The following is a 17,143-nucleotide window of genomic DNA, read 5'->3' as shown; positions in this document are numbered from 1 at the left end:
CCTCAGGCCAGTTCACTGTCGTGCCAGCCGCGCAGGCACAGTCGGGTGATTAATGACATCAGCACCCACAGCGCAAGGCCGGTGCAGGTGATCAGGAACAGGGCGGCGAACATCAGTGGCAGGTTGAGCTGAAAACCAGCCTGTAAAATCTGCCACGCCAGCCCGGCACCGGAGCCGCCGGTTCCGGCGACAAATTCCGCCACCACTGCGCCAATCAGCGCCAGCCCGCAAGAAATGCGTAATCCGCTGAAGAAATAGGGCAACGCGTTCGGTACGCGCAGGCGCATCAGCACCTGCCAGCGGCTGGCCTGATTGATGTAAAACAGATTCAGCAGGCCAGGATTGACGCTGCGCAGGCCGAGTGTGGTGTTGGTCAGAACCGGGAATACCGCCACCAGCATCGCGCAGACCACCAGCGCCAGGGTGGTGTTGTGGATCCAGATGATCACCAACGGGGCGATCGCCACCACCGGCGTGACCTGAAACAGGATCGCCCACGGCATCAGGCACGATTCAATCACCCGGCTTTGCACACAAAGAAATGCAATCAGCGTGCCGATCATCACCGCCAGCAGAAACGCCAGCAGGGTGACTTTCAGCGTGACCAGCAGGCTGCCAAAAAGCGCGGAGTGCTGTTGATACAGGGTGACAGCGATATCGCTGGGTTTAGGTGCCAGGTAGATCGGTACCGCGAACTGACGGAAGCCGATTTCCCAGACCGCGAGCAGAATAATCAGCACCAGCAGCGGCCACAGCGCGCGCTGGACCTGCGGATACTGAATCAGGGGTTTAGTCATGCACGCCTCCGCTGGCCTGTTCGAGTAAGTCGGAAAGTTGCGCCACCTGGCGAATGAATGCAGGTGAGGTCCGAAACGCCGCATCGCGCACGGCGGGACCGTCTATTTCGATATCGGCAATGACGCGCCCAGGACGTGCACCCATCACGATCACGCGCGACGAAAGCCAGACCGCTTCATAAATGCTGTGAGTGACAAACAGCACCGTCAGATTGCGACGGCTCCACAGCGCACGAATATCGGCGTCGAGCTTGTGGCGGGTAAATTCATCCAGCGCGCCGAACGGCTCGTCCATCAATAGCAGATCCGGGGCGATCACCAGCGCCCGGGCCAGCGCCACGCGCATTTGCATCCCGCCGGAAAGTTCGCGCGGACGGGCGTGCAGGAAGTTTTCCAGCCCGACCGCCAGCAGCGCCTGCATCACCTGCGGCGTGCTTTCCTTTTTACCGACGCCGCGCAGGCTCAACGGAAGACGTACATTTTCCTCGATGGTCGCCCAGGGCATCAGCGTGGCTTCCTGAAATACCATCGCCATCTGGCACTGCTGCGCCAGTGACGGCTGACCGTTCCAGCGCAGCATCCCGGCGCTGGGCTGTTCCAGCCCGGCGAACATTTTCAGCAGCGTACTTTTGCCACAGCCCGATGGGCCGAGCAGCGACACCAGTTCGCCGCGGCCAATGTTCAGATTCAGACGCTCCAGCGCGACGGTGCCGTTTGGCCACACTTTTTCAACGCCGCGCGCCATCAGAAAGCGCGGCTCCTCGTTTTGCTGCACCGCACCCGGCGGCTCAAACGGTAAGACGTGAAGCATAGCGCCTCCTTACATCGCGGCCTGCGGATAGAATTGCGTGGTGTACGCGGCTTTGTAATCGGTGTCTTTGTTCAGCAACCCGGCGCTGACCATAAAGTTGCGCGTGGCCTGCCAGCGTTTGTCGGTCATCACGCCGAGGCCTTTATTCGACGCGTCGCCGCCGTCAATCAAATGCAGGGTTTTCATCTGCGCCACGCCAAAAGCCAGCACCGCGTCGGTCATCTGCGGGTTCTCTTTCTTGATCAGCTGATTGCCAATCGTAGGGTCCGCCAGATAGGCTTTCCAGCCTTCCATCGAGGCTTCGACAAAGCGCTTCATGACGTCCGGTTTCTCGGCCAGTAAGTTGTTGCGCGTGACCAGAATGCCGCCGTACGCCGGGTAGCCGTGCTCGGCGAACAGCCAGAATTTGCTGTCCGGCTGGGCGGCTTTCGCCTGCTGCACTTCGGAAGTGGCATACGCCTGCTGAACGGTGTTTGTATCCGCCAGGAAAGGCTGCATGTTGAAGGTGTACGGGCGCACCTGGCTGTCTTCGAGCTTGTACTGACTCTTCAGCCATGGCCACCAACTGGCCTGACCGCTGGCAGACACCAGCACGGTTTTGCCTTTCAGGTCGTCGAGCGAATTGACGTTGCTGTGGGTGAGGATCCCCTGCGGGTCGAACTGGAACGGCGCGGCGATGGCTTTCAGCGGGAAGTTCTGCTCCACGCCTTTCAGCACCTGCAAATCGTAGCTGACGATAACGTCGGCACGGTTGGCCAACAGTAAGGTCATGTTGTTGAGCTGCGGGCCGCCGGAGCGCACTTCGACGTTGAGACCGTATTTTTTGTAGATCCCCGCCGCGACGGCCTGGTAATAGCCGCCTTGTTCCGCCTGGGCAACCCAGGTGGTCTGGAGGACCAGTTTATCGGCCGCGAAGGAGAGGGACGTTGCGCTGAGTGTGGCGCACAGGGTGAGCAGACGAACGGACGACATTGACATAAAAGACCCCCAAATCAAAACGTTGTACACGGTCTGTCGGGGGCTAAGCGATGCTCACGACGCAATGCGCCGCCCCCTGACGAGGTACAGCCGAGGCTGTAGAGCAATGTCCCACGTGCTGCCACGCTGACCGCTTATACTCTGTTTGCGATGTAGCAAACGGCGTGCCATTCGCGCTAATTATTCGCAATGCCTTGAATTAACGGATTATCCGCTGCATTTGCGGCGACACCCGCTGAAATTGTTGTTTCATGCAGGCCAACGTTGCACAACCATGTGGCAAAAAGTTTCACCGCTGCACATCGGGCGTGCATTCGCCGTTTGCGCGCATCTCTACCTCACTGAAATCGTAAGGGTTCACAGCCTGGCACGGGCATTGCTTGAGTCAGCCTGAGTAGAAGCTGTCAGCCGGGAACTCAGCCGGTGGGTCATTGCTCAGTCGTCTTTACCGACGATGCCGCGACCTGTCCGCTGGTTGAGCACCGCTCCACGGCAGGTCCTCTGTGACGTTACGTTAACGAGGTTTCCCTATGAACAGCACTTCGACTTTCGCCATGCATGAACTCACCAAAGAATCCCGTATGGGCGCTCGCGGTCAGGAAACAAACCGCGAAGTGCGCATTATCGACCTGTCTGATTTTGACCAGCGTAAGGCTTCAATCGCCGATGAGTTGTGGCAGGCGTCGACCGAAATTGGTTTCTTCCAGGTCTCCGGCCACGGCATTCCGCTGGAGGATATCAACGCCGCGTTTGCCCGTGCGGAGCAATTCTTTGCGCTGCCACAGGAAGTAAAGGGGCGCTATCCGCTTAATCGCAACGCGGGCTGGGAATACCGGGCGCAGATCAGGCCGTCTACGGGTAAGCCCGATCAAAAAGAGTCGTATCAGGTGACGCGTCCGCGCATGTCAGGCCTGTGGCCAGACGAAGACACGCTGCCCGGTTTTCGCGAGGCAGTACTGGCGTTTGAAAGTCAGTGCTGGGCCGTGGGCATGAAGCTGCTTTCCTGCTTCGCGCTGAAAATGGGCTTCCCGGAGGCGTTTTTCAGTCAGGCGCATGACCCGTCCAAAGAGACCTACCAGAGCACACTGCGAATGCTGCACTATTTCGCGCTGACCGGGGAAGCGGACGGCCCGTGGCGTGCCGGGGCGCACACTGATTTTGACTGCCTGACGCTGCTGTTTCAGCAGGCGGGACAGGGCGGTTTGCAGGTCTGTCCGGGGAAAGAGTTGGAAACACAAAGCTGGACGTCTATCGCGCCGCTGGAAGGGCTGATTACCTGCAATATCGGCGATATGCTGATGCGCTGGAGCGATGACCAGCTGCCGTCGAACTTCCACCGCGTGCGCAGCCCGCTGCCGGGCGAATCGGTGGCGGCGCGTTACAGCCTGGCGTTTTTCTGCCAGGCCAATGAAGATGTGGTGATTGAAGGGCCGGACAAAAAGTACCCGCTAATCACCGCCCGGGACTATCTGGCACAGCGCATTAGCGCCAATTTCTCCGGCAAATATTAATTACTCCGCGGCTTTAATCATCCGGCCGCTGGTGACAAAGGTGCCAGCGCCGAGATGATGCAGCGTATTGCGGCGATCGCCGTTGAACAGCCAGCGTCCGGCGACGAACGCCTGTTCATCAGCGGCAGCCGCTACCACTTCGCCAAACAGCGTGTCGTATTTCTCCTGCGCTGCCGTCGCGGGCAGCAGTTTACACTCCATCCACGCCAGGCATTTCTCTTCGACAACCGGCAGGCCAAGCACCGGACCGTGCTCGACCGGAATACCGTAACAGTTGAATTTATCCTCATCACGCCCGCTGACGCTGCCGACGGCGTAGGTCCAGTTCGCCGCATCCACGGCGGGGATGACGATGCCGAATTTTCCGCTGCGCTCGATAAGTTCGCGCGACCAGGCGCTTTTATCGACCACGATAGCGATACGCGGCGGCTCAAACTCCACCGGCATCGACCAGGCGGCAGCCATGATATTGCGCCGGTCAACGCTCTCGTCGTAGCTGGTGATCAACACGGTTGGCCCATGATTGAGCAGGCGGCTGGCATGTTTTAATTCCACAGGGCGAAAACGGCTCATAGCAATTCTCCAGGTTGTTTGCTGCATTTAAGCGTGTTCCGGCTGCGGAAAATAGCGGTCGCGCACAAACGGAAAAAAATCACCGCACAAAAACGCCAGTCAGCTGAAAAAAATACGTTATAAACAGTTTATATCTCAAGCATGGAGGCCGTATGAGCCCATTTTTAACCGCGTATTTTGCCCGTCTGAACTGGAATTCTCCTGTCGCTGTTGATATCGACACCCTGCGTGCGCTGCATTTGCGGCATAACTGCACCATTCCGTTTGAGAATCTGGACGTATTGCTGCCGCGCGAAATCCAGCTCGACGATCAGTCTCTGGAAGATAAGCTCATCCACGCCCGTCGCGGCGGTTACTGCTTCGAGCAAAACGGCCTGTTTGAACGCGTGCTGCGTGAAATCGGGTTTGATGTGCGCAGCGTGCTGGGGCGCGTGGTGCTGTCGAATCCGCCGCAGATGCCGCCGCGTACACACCGATTGCTGGTGATTGATTTAGCCGGTGAGCGCTGGATTGCCGACGTGGGCTTTGGCGGACAAACGCTGACGGCGCCGATTCAACTTCATGCAAACAAAGAGCAAAACACGCCGCACGGCGTTTATCGTCTGCTGAACGAAGGCAATGACTGGATTCTGCAGTTCCGTCACCACGACCGCTGGCAGTCGATGTACCACTTCGATTTGGTGCCGCAGTATTTCTCTGATTACGTGGCGGGGAATTTCTGGTCGGCACACTGGCCGCAGTCGCATTTCCGCCATCATCTGCTGATGTGCCGCCACTTGCCAGACGGCGGCAAACTGACGCTGACCAACTTCCATTTTACCCATCAGCAGGACGGGCATACCGTCGAGTCAATCCATTTACCGGATGTCGAAAGCTTGTATTTGCTGTTGCAGGATAAATTCGGCGAGGGCGTCGACGACCCGAAAAATGGCTTTACGCTGGCGGATTTAGCCGCGGTGATGGCAGCGTTTGATATGCATGGTGAGGCTGGGAAGTAGGGGAACTCCACGTTCCCCTGTGGCCTACTGCCCGCCGGAGCTCGCGTTTTTCTCCCTCTCCCTGAGGGTGTACAGTCCGGGGTGAGGGGGAAAAGACAGCGCGGAAGTTAACTAATCAGCGCCGAGACCGCACAATCTGATATCGCCGCGTGAAATATTCCACCGGGGCGCTCCACACGTGCACCAGACGGGTGAACGGGAACAGCAGGAAAATGGTCATTCCCAGCGCCAGATGGACGCGATACACCAGCGCGACCCCCGCGAGATGCTTAGACGCGCCGCCCTGGAAGGTCACTACCGATTGCGCCCAGCCGACCAGTTTCATCATTTCGCTGCCGTCCGGGTGCTGCGCCGAGAACGGAATCGTCGACAGGCCCAAAATGCACTGAATCAGTAAAATACTGAGGATCAGGATATCGGCAGTCGTCGACGTGGCGCGAACGCGGGGATTAAACAGCCGACGAATCAGTAAGCCTGCCCCGCCAATTAGCGTCAGTACGCCGCACGCCCCGCCGAGGATCATCGCCATTTGCTGCTTCACCGAAATAGGCAGGAACGATTCGTACATCCAGTGCGGGGTTAGCATCCCAAATGCGTGGCCGAAAAAGACTCCGAGGATGCCGATGTGGAACATGTTCGACCACAGCACCATCCCGCGTTTATCGAGCATCTGGCTTGAACCCGCGCGCCAGGTATATTGCCCGTAGTCGTAGCGTAGCCAGCTGCCGATGATAAACACCGAGCCGCAGATGTAGGGGTAAATATCGTAAAAGAAGACGTCAAAGAAGTGGCTCATTTGGGGCCTCCGGAACGGACGTCGACGTACTGCGGCGCAACGTCCTGGCTAAAACGTTTCTGATAACTTTGCAGCGGGGAACTGTCGCAGGCGGAAGTGGCATTGTCCTCGATAAACTTCACCTGTTCCTCCTCCCACACTGCGTCCAGCGCCTGTCGGGTGTCATCCCGCGGTTCGGCTTTCACTTGTGGAGTGACGCTGTCACTTCTCAACGGACTATTAGCCAGCAACAACAGGGTGTCGAACAGCTGATAGTAGTTTGACTGACGTTCTTTAAGCCTGCCGCCGAGCAGCGCCAGAATCGGGGCGACGTTCTGCAAGCCTTCGCGGGCTTCCTCCGGCGAGCGGGTGCTGAGAAACTCCAGATACAACGGCAGATGGTCCGGCAGTTCGCGGCAGTCGAGCTGCAAACCCGCCTGTTCGTATTGCGCCATTAAATCCACCATCGCCTGACCACGATCGCGGGATTCGCCGTGCACGTGTTCGAACAGCAGCAGTGACATGGAACTGCCGCGCTCAAACAGGTCGCACCACAGCTCCTGCTGGTCGAGCAGTGGGGCGCTGAGATACGTTTCCACCCACGGCGCCAGCGTGGGTGCATCCTGCATCACCAGCGCCTGTGCGTCGTCGCGATTGTCCCACAGCAGCGCGTCCGGGTATTCCAGCAACAGCGCAATCAGCTTCAGAATCGGCATTATTCTCCCTCCCCATGCTGACGCACGCCGGAAACGTCGATGGCGTCGATGCGTTTGCTGTTGAACAGGTTGAACTTGGTGTCGGAGCCGTGGCAGCCATCGCCGAAGGTGAACCCGCAGCCGTTACGTTCCGGGAAGGCTTCTTTCGCCATTTCGCGGTGGCTGGTTGGGATCACGAAACGGTCTTCGTAGTTGGCGATGGCGAGATAGCGGTACATCTCTTCCACCTGTTCCACGGTCAGGCCGGTCTCTTCCAGCGCGCGGGTGTCGGTCACGCCTTCCACCGTTTGCGAGCGTTTGTAGTGGCGCATCGCCATCATGCGTTTCAACGCGCGCAGCACCGGGCCTGTGTCGCCCGCCGCCAGCAGGTTAGCGAGATACTGGACCGGAATGCGCAGGCTTTCGACCGACGGCAGAATATTGCCGTTATGCGGCAGCGCACCCGCGTCGGCGACGGACTGAATCGGTGACAGCGGCGGCACGTACCAGACCATCGGCAAGGTACGGTATTCCGGGTGTAACGGCAGGGCGAGCTGCCATTCCATCGCCAGTTTGTACACCGGCGACTGCTGCGCGGCCTCAATCACGTTCTGCGGAATGCCCTGTTTGACGGCTTCTTCAATCACCGCCGGGTCGTTCGGGTTGAGGAACACGTCGCACTGGCGCTCATACAGATCGGTCACATGTTCAGTGCTGGCAGCTTCTTCAATGCGGTCGGCGTCGTACAGCAGCACGCCGAGATAGCGAATGCGCCCAACGCAGGTTTCTGAACAAACTGTTGGCTGGCCGGATTCAATGCGCGGATAGCAGAACGTGCATTTTTCTGACTTGCCGCTTTTCCAGTTGAAGTAGATTTTTTTGTACGGACAGCCGCTGATGCACATGCGCCAGCCCCGGCATTTGTCCTGGTCGATAAGCACAATGCCGTCTTCTTCGCGTTTGTAGATGGCACCTGACGGGCAGGTCGCCACACAGCTTGGGTTCAGACAGTGCTCGCACAGGCGTGGGAGGTACATCATGAAGGTGTTTTCGAACTGGCCATACATTTCCTTTTGCATGTTTTCGAAGTTCTTGTCTTTGGCGCGTTTTTCAAATTCGCCGCCGAGCAGTTCCTCCCAGTTCGGGCCCCATTCGATTTTATTGATGCGTTCGCCGCTGATAAGCGAACGCGGGCGGGCAGTGGGCAGATGCTTACCTTCCGGCGCGCGATGCAAATCCTGATAATCGTAGGTGAACGGCTCGTAATAATCGTCAATCGACGGCAGCACCGGGTTGGCGAAGATTTTCGCCATCAGGGCAAGACGTCCACCGAGGCGCGGCGTGAGTTTGCCGCTGATCCCGCGGATCCATCCGCCTTCCCATTGTTCCTGATCTTCCCAGTTTTTCGGATAACCGATGCCGGGCTTGGTTTCGACGTTATTGAACCACGCGTATTCCATGCCTTCGCGGCCGGTCCAGACGTTTTTACAGGTCACGGAGCAGGTGTGACAGCCGATGCATTTGTCGAGATTGAGAACCATGCCAACCTGAGAACGGATTTTCATTTTTTCGCCTCCTGGACCTGATCGTTGCCTTCGTCATCTAGCCAGTTAATGTTCTTCATTTTGCGGATCATGATGAACTCATCGCGGTTGGAGCCGACGGTGCCGTAATAGTTAAAGCTCCACGCCAGCTGGGCGTAACCGCCAATCATGTGCGTGGGTTTAGGGCAAATGCGGGTCACGGAGTTGTGAATGCCGCCGCGTCGGCCGGTCACTTCAGAGCCCGGAATATTCATGATGCGTTCCTGAGCGTGGTACATCATGGTCATACCGGGGGGAATGCGCTGGCTGACCACCGCGCGGGCGGTGAGGGCGCCGTTGGCGTTGAAGGCTTCAATCCAGTCGTTATCCTCAATGCCCAGCTCTTTGGCGTCGGTTTCGCTGAGCCAGACAATCGGCCCGCCGCGCGACAGCGTCAGCATTAACAGGTTTTCGCTGTAGGTGGAGTGAATGCCCCATTTCTGGTGTGGCGTCAGGAAGTTGAGTGCTTTTTCCGGGAATCCGTTCGGCGGAATGGTGTTCATATGGCTGACGCTGCGGGTGTCGATCGGCGGGCGATACGCCACCAGGCTTTCACCAAACGCACGCATCCACTTGTGATCCTGATACAACTGCTGGCGACCGGACAGGGTGCGCCACGGAATCAGTTCGTGAACGTTGGTGTAGCCTGCGTTGTAGGAGACGTGTTCGCTCTCGAGGCCGGACCACGTCGGGCTGGAGATGATTTTGCGCGGCTGGGCGACGATATCGCGGAAGCGGATTTTTTCGTCTTCTTTGTTCAGCGCCAGATGCGCGTGTTCGCGTCCGGTGATTTTGCTCAACGCCTGCCAGGCTTTGACCGCCACCTGGCCGTTGGTTTCCGGGGCGAGGGCGAGGATCACCTCCGACGCGTCAATGGCGGTTTCGATGCGCGGGCGGCCTTTCGCCGGGCCGTCGGCTTTTACGTAATTCAGTTTGCCGAGGAACTCAATTTCAGTATCGGTGTTCCACGAAATGCCTTTCCCGCCGTTGCCGAGTTTGTCCATCAACGGTCCGAGCGAGGTAAAGCGTTCATAGGTCGCCGGGTAATCGCGTTCCACCACCGCAATGCCCGGCCCGGTTTTGCCCGGCACGTATTCGCATTCCCCTTTGCGCCAGTCGGCAACGTCAAACGGCTGCGACAGTTCGGCTGGAGAATCGTGCATCAGCGGTTGCAGCACTACGTCGGTTTCGGTACCCAGATGACCGACGCACACCTTCGAGAAGACTTTGGCGATGCCTTTGTAAATTTCCCAGTCGCTGCGCGCCTCCCAGGCCGGATCGACCGCCGCCGACAGCGGATGAATAAACGGATGCATATCCGAGGTATTCATGTCGTCTTTTTCATACCAGGTGGCGGTCGGCAGGACGATATCGGAGAACAGGCAGGTGCTCGACATCCTGAAATCGAGCGTCACCAGCAGGTCGAGCTTGCCTTCAATGGCAGCGGTTTGCCACTCGACTTCTTCCGGCTTCACGTCATCACTTTCACCGAGGGCTTCACCCTGAATACCGCTCTCGGTGCCGAGCAGGTATTTGAGTAAATACTCATGACCTTTACCCGATGAGCCGAGCAGATTGGAGCGCCAGACAAACAGATTGCGCGGGTGGTTGTTTCCGCTGTCAGGCTGTTCGCAGGCCATGCGGATATCGCCGGATTTCAACGCCTGCGCGGTGTAATCGGCTGGCGTTACACCCGCGGCATCGGCCTTCTCTTTGATGCTTAAAGGATTCAGATTGAGCTGCGGCGCGGACGGCAGCCAGCCCATGCGTTCAGCGCGAACGTTGAAGTCGATCAGATGTCCGGTGAATTGACTGGCGTCGGCCAGCGGGGAGAGCAGCTCTTTGGCGGTGAGTTTTTCATAACGCCACTGGCTGGAGTGATTGTAGAAATACGAGGTGCTGTTCATCTGGCGTGGCGGGCGGTTCCAGTCCAGCGCGAACGCCAGCGGCAGCCAGCCCGTTTGCGGGCGCAGTTTTTCCTGGCCGACATAGTGCGCCCAGCCACCGCCGCTTTGCCCGACGCAGCCGCAGAATACCAGCATGTTGATCATCCCCCGGTAGTTCATGTCCATGTGATACCAGTGGTTGACCCCAGCCCCGAGGATTATCATCGAACGGCCGTGCGTTTTGTGCGCGGTGTCGGCAAATTCACGGGCGATTTGCGCGATGTGATACTGCGGCACGCCAGTGATTTGCTCCGCCCACGCCGGGGTGTAGGCTTTGATTTCGCTGTAATCTTTGGCTGAAAGCGGATCGTCCAGCCCGCGGTCGAGACCGTAATTCGCCAAAATCAGATCGTAGACGCTGACTACCAAACCTGCGCCGCCGTCGGCAAACGTCAGCTGCTTAACGGGCAACTGACGCACCAGAATCGGGTCCTGTTTCACGCTGCGGAAATGCGGGTTTTCGTTGCCGCCAAAATAGGGGAAGGCGACGCCGACGATGCGGTCGTGATTCCCGAGCAACGTCAGTTGCAGTTCGGTTTCAGCGCCTGCGGCAATTGATTCGAGATTCCATTTTCCCTGTTCGCCCCAACGGAAACCGATCGCGCCGTTAGGCACCACCAGGTCACCTGCGGTAGTGAAGGCGACAGTTTTCCACTGCGGATTATTGCTTTCGCCGAGGTTATCAACCAGGTCTGACGCGCGCAGCATCCGGCCTGGGACGTAGCTCCCGTCTTCCCGCGCCTCGAGCTGCACCAGCATCGGCATGTCGGTGTAGCGGCGACAGTAGTTGATGAAATAATCGCTCGGATTATCGAGATGAAACTCGCGCAGCATGACGTGGCCCATCGCCATGGCCAGCGCGCTGTCGGTGCCCTGTTTTGGCGCCAGCCACTGGTCGCTGAGTTTTGCCACTTCCGAGAAATCTGGCGTGATGGCGATGGTTTTGGTGCCTTTGTAGCGCACTTCAGTAAAGAAATGCGCATCCGGGGTACGCGTCTGTGGCACGTTCGAGCCCCAGGCGATGATGTACGACGAGTTATACCAGTCGGCGGATTCCGGCACGTCTGTTTGCTCGCCCCAGGTCATTGGTGAGGCGGGCGGTAAATCGCAATACCAGTCATAGAAACTTAGACAGGTGCCGCCGAGCAGCGACAGATAGCGCGTGCCTGCGGCGTAAGAAACCATCGACATCGCCGGGATGGGCGAGAAACCCGCCACGCGATCCGGGCCGTAATTTTTGATGGTCCAGACGTTGGCCGCCGCAATCAGCGTATTCAGCTCGTTCCAGTTGGAGCGCACAAACCCGCCGTGGCCACGTGCCTGTTTGTACTTCAGGCACTTGACCGGGTCCTGCATGATGGAATCCCAGGCGTGAACCGGGTCGGGATGCTGTTCCAACGCCTCGCGCCAGAAGGCGATCAGGCTTTTGCGGATCAGCGGGTATTTCAGCCGGTTGGCGCTGTAGAGATACCAGGAGTAGCTGGCCCCGCGTGGGCAGCCGCGCGGTTCGTGGTTGGGTAAATCGGGACGGGTTCGCGGGTAATCGGTTTGCTGGGTTTCCCAGGTCACCAGCCCGTTTTTTACGTAGATTTTCCAGCTACAGGAGCCGGTGCAGTTCACCCCGTGTGTGGAGCGCACGATTTTGTCGAACTGCCAGCGCTGGCGATAACTGTCTTCCCAGTCGCGGTTGGTGTTGTACACCTGGCCGTGACCGTTCGCGAAGGTTTCCTCTTTTTGCTTAAAGTAGCGAAACCTGTCCAGTAGCTTACTCATGACATTTCTCCTGACGGGGCCAGGGCTGGCCCGTGGTTAGGGGGCTCACATTGTTATGATTATTTAGCGGAAGGCTGGCGGCGACCGTAGACCAGCCACGTCACCACCACGCAAACGATGTAGAACACCAAAAAGATTTTCATCGCGCCGACCGGAGAACCGGTCATGGCCAGCGACGTGCCGAAGGCTTTCGGAATGAAGAACCCGCCGACCGCACCGATGGCGGAGATAAAGCCCAGTGCGGCCGCGGTATCGGTGACCGCCTCCTGCTGCGCCTGTTCGTCGCTGCCACCTTTGGCTTTGACGCGATCGATGGTGATTTTGCGGAAAATGACCGCAATCATCTGGAAGGTTGAGCCGCTACCGAGTCCGGCGGTCAGGAACAGGCCCATGAACACGAGGTAAAAAGTGAGGAAGTTGCCCGGCGAACCGCCGCCTGGCAAGGTGAGGAAAATCAGGGCGCTGAAAATAGCCATGAAAATGAAGTTAATCAGCGTCACGCGCACGCCGCCGAGTTTATCGGAGATCATTCCGCCAAATGAACGCGCCAGCGCGCCGAGGAACGGCCCGAAGAATGCCAGTTTGAGGATGTTCACGTCGGGGAACTGGGTTTTTGCCAGCATGGCGAACCCGGCGGAAAAACCGATGAATGAGCCGAAGGTGGCCAGATACAGCAGAGCGAGGATCCAGGTATGCATCCGGCCCAGCACCGGCAGCTGTTCGGCAATCGACGCTTTGGAACTGGCGATATCATTCATCCCGAACCAGGCGGCGAGGGTGGCAATCAGCAGTAGCGGAGCCCAAATCCAGGCGGCGTTGGTGAGCCACATCGTTGAACCGTCTTCCTGCGTCACACCGTGCACGCCGAGAAAGGTGAAAATCGGCAGGAAAATGACCAGCGGTGCGGCGAGCTGCATCACGCTGACGCCGAGATTGCCCAGCCCGCCGTTAATGCCAAGCGCGCTGCCTTGTCGGGCTTTCGGGAAGAAGAAACTGATATTCCCCATGCTCGAGGCGAAATTCGCCCCGGCAAATCCACACAACAACGCAATGACAATAAATACCCAATACGGGGTAGCAGTATTCTGAATGGCAATGCCGAGCCAGACGCAGGGAATAATCAGAATAATGGTGCTTAATACCGTCCAGTATCGACCGCCAAATATAGGCACCATAAAGGAGTAGGGCACGCGTAATATTGCCCCGGACAGAGATGGCAGGGCGGTTAATAAAAACAGTTGGTCGGTGGTGAAATTAAATCCGACCTTATTGAGATTGACGCTGACGGCACTGAATAACATCCATACGCAGAAGGCCAATAGCAGACAGGCTACGGAAATCCAAAGGTTTCGTCGGGCGATACCTTTACCTTTGTTCTCCCAGAACAGCGGGTTTTCTGGCTTCCAGTTTTTTAAGAGGTAATGATTATTCTTCTCATCTTGTTGTGACATATCGCCCTCGTCTGCACCAGTACGTTATGAAAAATAAGCAAAAAGAGACGGACGGAACGTAATGTTCCGCGAAAAGTAAGGATTTTTTAGGGTTATGTGAATGAAGGATAGATAAAAAAGCGCAACCCCGCGAATGGGCCTGGAATATAGCTGCGCTTAAGTGTTACTAATTGTAAAAAAACTAGCCTAATTCGAGATCAAGGGCGCGGTGTAAATGACGATTAAATGCGGCATCGTCGACTTCCGGCATGCCCAATACATATATACCGTCCAATCCGCAGACCAGTGAGATTAAACGCCAGGCGATATCTTTGGCGCTGTCGCTCAGCGTAAATTCACCGGCTTTTTCACCGGCCACGATCAGCCTGACGGCCTCTTCGTGCCACATTGACATGGTCAGCAGATACGCCCCTTTAATTTCTGGGTCGCTGTCGGCCAACAGCTGCGCCTGACGCCACAGGCGAATATACGGCTCCAGTCGTCGATCTTCACTGCCGAGCAACGCAAACAGGCGTTCGCGCCAACTGGCATTTTCCTCGACCAGGGGGAGTTCCATCATTTCGCGGATCACCCTGACAAAGGCCTGTGATTTCAGTTCGCCCGACGAGGTGAAGTGATGGTGGACCTGGCCTGCGGCAATCCCCGCACGGCTGGCGATATTACGGACGGTCATGGCGGTAAACCCTTCTTCTAGCGCCACGCGAATGGCAGCCTGCATGATGGATTCCCGACGATCTTCCCGGTTCAGATAGCTCATAGTTTCGGTCCCTGACGGTAATACGGTGATGATAACAAAAAGCTGGACAAGCGTTCAACTCTCAAGCAGGATCGCAATCTGGACAAGTGTCCAGTTTGGTTTTGAAGAGGGAAAGATTATGTTTCGTCAATGGCTAACGTTGGTTGCTATCGTACTGGTGTATATCCCGGTAGCAATTGATGCCACGGTATTGCACGTCGCCGCGCCGACGCTGAGCGTCTCGCTCGGGGCCAGCGGCAACGAGTTGCTGTGGATCATTGATATCTACTCGCTGGTGATGGCAGGTATGGTTCTGCCGATGGGCGCGCTGGGCGACCGCATCGGCTTTAAGCGTCTGCTGCTTATCGGTAGCGGCCTGTTTGGTCTGGCCTCGCTGTGCGCGGCGTTTGCGACCACCGCCGAGTGGCTGATTGCGGCACGTGCGGTGCTGGCCATCGGTGCGGCGATGATCGTGCCGGCGACGCTCGCCGGGATCCGCAATACCTTCAGCGAAGCGCGCCACCGTAATATGGCGCTCGGTATGTGGGCCGCAGTAGGGTCCGGCGGTGCGGCGTTTGGTCCGCTGATCGGCGGGATCGTGCTCGAGCATTTCTGGTGGGGCGCCGTATTCCTGATCAACGTTCCGATCGTACTGTTTGTGATGGCACTTAGCGCCCGGGTGGTTCCTCGCCAGGCGGGGCGCCGGGAACAGCCGCTGAATTTCAGCCACGCGCTGATGCTGATCGTCGCTATTTTGCTGCTGGTGTGGAGCGCGAAAACGGCAATGAAAGGCGTGATGGCGCTGTGGATGGTCGGCCTTGTGCTGCTGTTCGGGGCGACGCTGCTCACCGCCTTCGTGCGTATCCAGCTGAATGCCCGCACGCCGATGATCGATATGCGCCTGTTCACGCACCGCATTATTCTCAGCGGCGTGATGATGGCGGTCACGGCGATGATCACGCTGGTGGGGTTCGAGCTGTTGATGGCGCAGGAGCTGCAGTTTGTGCACCGTAAAACGCCGTTTGAGGCAGGGCTGTTTATGCTGCCGTTAATGCTCGCCAGCGGTTTTAGCGGCCCGATTGCCGGGGTTATGGTATCGCGTCTGGGGCTGCGTCAGGTGGCAACCGGCGGTATGGCGCTGAGCGCATTCAGCTTCCTCGGCTTGTCAATGACCGATTTCAGCACCCAGCAATGGCAGGCGTGGGGCCTGATGACGCTGTTAGGCTTTAGCGCCGCCAGCGCCTTATTGGCCTCGACGGCAGCGATCATGGCGGCAGCGCCAAGGGAAAAAGCGGCCGCAGCCGGGGCTATCGAAACCATGGCCTACGAGCTGGGTGCCGGTCTGGGGATTGCGCTGTTTGGCCTGATTCTGACCCGGAGCTATACGTCATCGATTATCCTGCCGGAAGGGCTGAATGCAGAGGCTGCCAGCCGGGCGGGGTCGTCGATCGGAGAAGCGATGCAGCTGGCTCAGACGCTGACGCCGACGCTGGCGGATTCGGTTGCCGAGGCAGCGAAAAGCGCCTTTATTACCTCGCACAGCGTGGCGTTGTTCAGTGCCGGTAGCATGATGCTGATTCTGGCGGTCGGGATTTGGTTTGGCCTGGCGAAAGCGCGCCAGACCGTGTAACTAGTTTCGCGTTGCGTACCAGCACAACAAGGAGCCTGCACATACCATGCAGGCTCCTTGCCAGAAGGCCCAGGAGAGCGGGGCGCTGAGCAGAACAGACGCCAGCGCAGAAGAAAGTACCGGGGTAAAATAAGAACCCACCGCCAGCAAACTGACACTGCCGTGCAAAATACCGATATTCCACGCCGCATAGGCAAATCCTAACGACAGCGCACACAGAATGAGCTTAATCCCTACCGGCCAGCTGAAAATCATTTCAGGCTGAGGGCTGGAAAAATACTGAGCCCACAGGCTAAGCGCGGTCAGTAAAACAAAAAGCGTAATCCCATTTTTGCCTTTGGCGTATTTGGCGGTAACGGTGCAATACGTCGCCCAGATAAAAGCCCCACAAAACGCCAGAATATAGCTGAGCGGGCTGCTGGCAATATTGTGCTTTATTTCCACCAGGTTCAGACCGTTCTCACCCCCCAATACCCAACTGACGCCGAGCAGGGAAATCAGCAGCCCCGGCACAACCCACCATCGGGCTTTCTGTCCGTTGAACAGAATGGCAAACGCGATAGTCAGGCTTGGCCAGAGGTAATTGACCATCCCGACTTCAATCGCCTGTTGACGAGTGGCGGCATAGCCCAGAGAGAGCGCGAGGCAGATTTCATAGGTGACAAACAGCACGCAGCCTGCCACTAAATAACGAAAGGAAAAGGTTTTGAGTTGAGGAAAACCGACGGTAAGGAGTAACAGCAGCCCGCTGCAGCTGTAAATCGCCGCTGCGCCGCCGACCGGGCCTAAGCCTTCGCTGACGCCGCGAATCAGGCCCACCATTGTGCTCCATAGCAGAATAGCCAGCAGTCCGATGAGCGTGGCTTTTTGTTTTGTCATGAGCGTA

General features: G+C 57.7%; 14 protein-coding genes. 3 read left to right on the top strand and 11 right to left on the bottom strand.

Features of this window, described 5'->3' with window-relative positions:
- Positions 1-2 precede the first annotated feature (2 nt).
- The 3 genes from A8O29_RS11825 to A8O29_RS11815 are packed head-to-tail and all read right to left on the bottom strand — an operon-like array spanning position 3 to position 2,580.
- Entirely contained in the window at positions 3-797 is a 795-nt protein-coding gene (locus A8O29_RS11825) for an ABC transporter permease (protein WP_125352349.1), read from the bottom strand.
- Positions 790-1,608, bottom strand: a complete 819-nt coding sequence (locus tag A8O29_RS11820; RefSeq protein ID WP_125352351.1) for an ABC transporter ATP-binding protein — start codon at positions 1,606-1,608, stop codon at positions 790-792. Before A8O29_RS11820 ends, A8O29_RS11825 begins: the two co-directional genes overlap by 8 nt.
- A gap of 9 nt (positions 1,609-1,617) precedes the next feature.
- Entirely contained in the window at positions 1,618-2,580 is a 963-nt protein-coding gene (locus A8O29_RS11815; protein ID WP_246316672.1) for an ABC transporter substrate-binding protein, read from the bottom strand.
- A 536-nt stretch (positions 2,581-3,116) separates the two neighbouring features.
- Between A8O29_RS11815 and A8O29_RS11810 the strand changes: the two genes are divergently transcribed.
- On the top strand, positions 3,117-4,097 hold the full coding sequence (locus A8O29_RS11810) for an isopenicillin N synthase family dioxygenase (protein ID WP_125352355.1): 981 nt from the start codon (positions 3,117-3,119) through the stop codon (positions 4,095-4,097).
- Here A8O29_RS11810 and A8O29_RS11805 read toward each other — a convergent pair whose 3' ends face one another.
- On the bottom strand, positions 4,098-4,670 hold the full coding sequence (locus A8O29_RS11805; protein ID WP_125352357.1) for a flavin reductase family protein: 573 nt from the start codon (positions 4,668-4,670) through the stop codon (positions 4,098-4,100). It abuts the gene before it with no gap.
- A gap of 152 nt (positions 4,671-4,822) precedes the next feature.
- Between A8O29_RS11805 and nhoA the strand changes: the two genes are divergently transcribed.
- Complete coding sequence (gene nhoA, locus A8O29_RS11800; RefSeq protein WP_174081316.1) at positions 4,823-5,668, top strand: N-hydroxyarylamine O-acetyltransferase; 846 nt, start codon at positions 4,823-4,825, stop codon at positions 5,666-5,668.
- Between the two features lie 115 nt (positions 5,669-5,783).
- On the opposite strand, the gene narI is transcribed toward nhoA, so the two are convergent.
- From narI to A8O29_RS11770, 6 genes are all read right to left on the bottom strand, one after another.
- The gene (narI, locus tag A8O29_RS11795) at positions 5,784-6,464 is read right to left on the bottom strand and encodes a respiratory nitrate reductase subunit gamma (RefSeq protein ID WP_125352359.1); all 681 of its coding nucleotides are present in this window, start codon (positions 6,462-6,464) and stop codon (positions 5,784-5,786) included.
- Entirely contained in the window at positions 6,461-7,159 is a 699-nt protein-coding gene (narJ, locus tag A8O29_RS11790) for a nitrate reductase molybdenum cofactor assembly chaperone (RefSeq protein ID WP_125352361.1), read from the bottom strand. The genes narI and narJ overlap by 4 nt, the downstream gene beginning before the upstream one ends.
- Positions 7,159-8,703, bottom strand: coding sequence for a nitrate reductase subunit beta (gene narH, locus A8O29_RS11785; protein ID WP_125352363.1), 1,545 nt, complete (start codon positions 8,701-8,703; stop codon positions 7,159-7,161). The genes narJ and narH overlap by 1 nt, the downstream gene beginning before the upstream one ends.
- Positions 8,700-12,440 (bottom strand): nitrate reductase subunit alpha, encoded by a 3,741-nt coding sequence (locus A8O29_RS11780; protein WP_174081315.1) that lies wholly within the window; start codon positions 12,438-12,440, stop codon positions 8,700-8,702. Before A8O29_RS11780 ends, narH begins: the two co-directional genes overlap by 4 nt.
- 59 nt (positions 12,441-12,499) lie before the next feature.
- Positions 12,500-13,891, bottom strand: coding sequence for a NarK family nitrate/nitrite MFS transporter (locus A8O29_RS11775; protein ID WP_133459757.1), 1,392 nt, complete (start codon positions 13,889-13,891; stop codon positions 12,500-12,502).
- A 181-nt stretch (positions 13,892-14,072) separates the two neighbouring features.
- Positions 14,073-14,648, bottom strand: coding sequence for a TetR family transcriptional regulator (locus A8O29_RS11770; protein WP_174081314.1), 576 nt, complete (start codon positions 14,646-14,648; stop codon positions 14,073-14,075).
- A 118-nt stretch (positions 14,649-14,766) separates the two neighbouring features.
- On the opposite strand from A8O29_RS11770, the gene A8O29_RS11765 reads away from it, so the two are divergent.
- Positions 14,767-16,257 carry an MFS transporter gene (locus A8O29_RS11765; RefSeq protein ID WP_174081313.1) on the top strand — a complete coding sequence of 497 codons (1,491 nt, stop codon included), beginning with the start codon at positions 14,767-14,769 and terminating at the stop codon, positions 16,255-16,257.
- Here the strand turns inward: A8O29_RS11765 and yddG are convergent, their stop codons facing one another.
- The gene (yddG, locus tag A8O29_RS11760; protein WP_174081312.1) at positions 16,258-17,136 is read right to left on the bottom strand and encodes an aromatic amino acid DMT transporter YddG; all 879 of its coding nucleotides are present in this window, start codon (positions 17,134-17,136) and stop codon (positions 16,258-16,260) included.
- Positions 17,137-17,143 lie beyond the last annotated feature (7 nt).

Origin of the sequence: Scandinavium goeteborgense, from assembly GCF_003935895.2 — a bacterium.
Lineage (GTDB): Bacteria > Pseudomonadota > Gammaproteobacteria > Enterobacterales > Enterobacteriaceae > Scandinavium > Scandinavium goeteborgense.
Note: the sequence above shows the minus strand (reverse complement) of the source record. Positions and strands in the feature narration are given on the sequence as shown.

Coding starts and splice junctions, on each gene's coding strand:
- nhoA (WP_174081316.1), top strand. CDS start 4,823: ATGAGCCCATTTTTAACCGCGTATTTTGCCCGTCTGAACTGGAATTCT.
- A8O29_RS11780 (WP_174081315.1), bottom strand. CDS start 12,440: ATGAGTAAGCTACTGGACAGGTTTCGCTACTTTAAGCAAAAAGAGGAA.
- yddG (WP_174081312.1), bottom strand. CDS start 17,136: ATGACAAAACAAAAAGCCACGCTCATCGGACTGCTGGCTATTCTGCTA.
- A8O29_RS11805 (WP_125352357.1), bottom strand. CDS start 4,670: ATGAGCCGTTTTCGCCCTGTGGAATTAAAACATGCCAGCCGCCTGCTC.
- narJ (WP_125352361.1), bottom strand. CDS start 7,159: ATGCCGATTCTGAAGCTGATTGCGCTGTTGCTGGAATACCCGGACGCG.
- A8O29_RS11825 (WP_125352349.1), bottom strand. CDS start 797: ATGACTAAACCCCTGATTCAGTATCCGCAGGTCCAGCGCGCGCTGTGG.
- A8O29_RS11810 (WP_125352355.1), top strand. CDS start 3,117: ATGAACAGCACTTCGACTTTCGCCATGCATGAACTCACCAAAGAATCC.
- A8O29_RS11815 (WP_246316672.1), bottom strand. CDS start 2,580: ATGTCGTCCGTTCGTCTGCTCACCCTGTGCGCCACACTCAGCGCAACG.
- A8O29_RS11770 (WP_174081314.1), bottom strand. CDS start 14,648: ATGAGCTATCTGAACCGGGAAGATCGTCGGGAATCCATCATGCAGGCT.
- A8O29_RS11775 (WP_133459757.1), bottom strand. CDS start 13,891: ATGTCACAACAAGATGAGAAGAATAATCATTACCTCTTAAAAAACTGG.
- narI (WP_125352359.1), bottom strand. CDS start 6,464: ATGAGCCACTTCTTTGACGTCTTCTTTTACGATATTTACCCCTACATC.
- A8O29_RS11765 (WP_174081313.1), top strand. CDS start 14,767: ATGTTTCGTCAATGGCTAACGTTGGTTGCTATCGTACTGGTGTATATC.
- A8O29_RS11820 (WP_125352351.1), bottom strand. CDS start 1,608: ATGCTTCACGTCTTACCGTTTGAGCCGCCGGGTGCGGTGCAGCAAAAC.
- narH (WP_125352363.1), bottom strand. CDS start 8,703: ATGAAAATCCGTTCTCAGGTTGGCATGGTTCTCAATCTCGACAAATGC.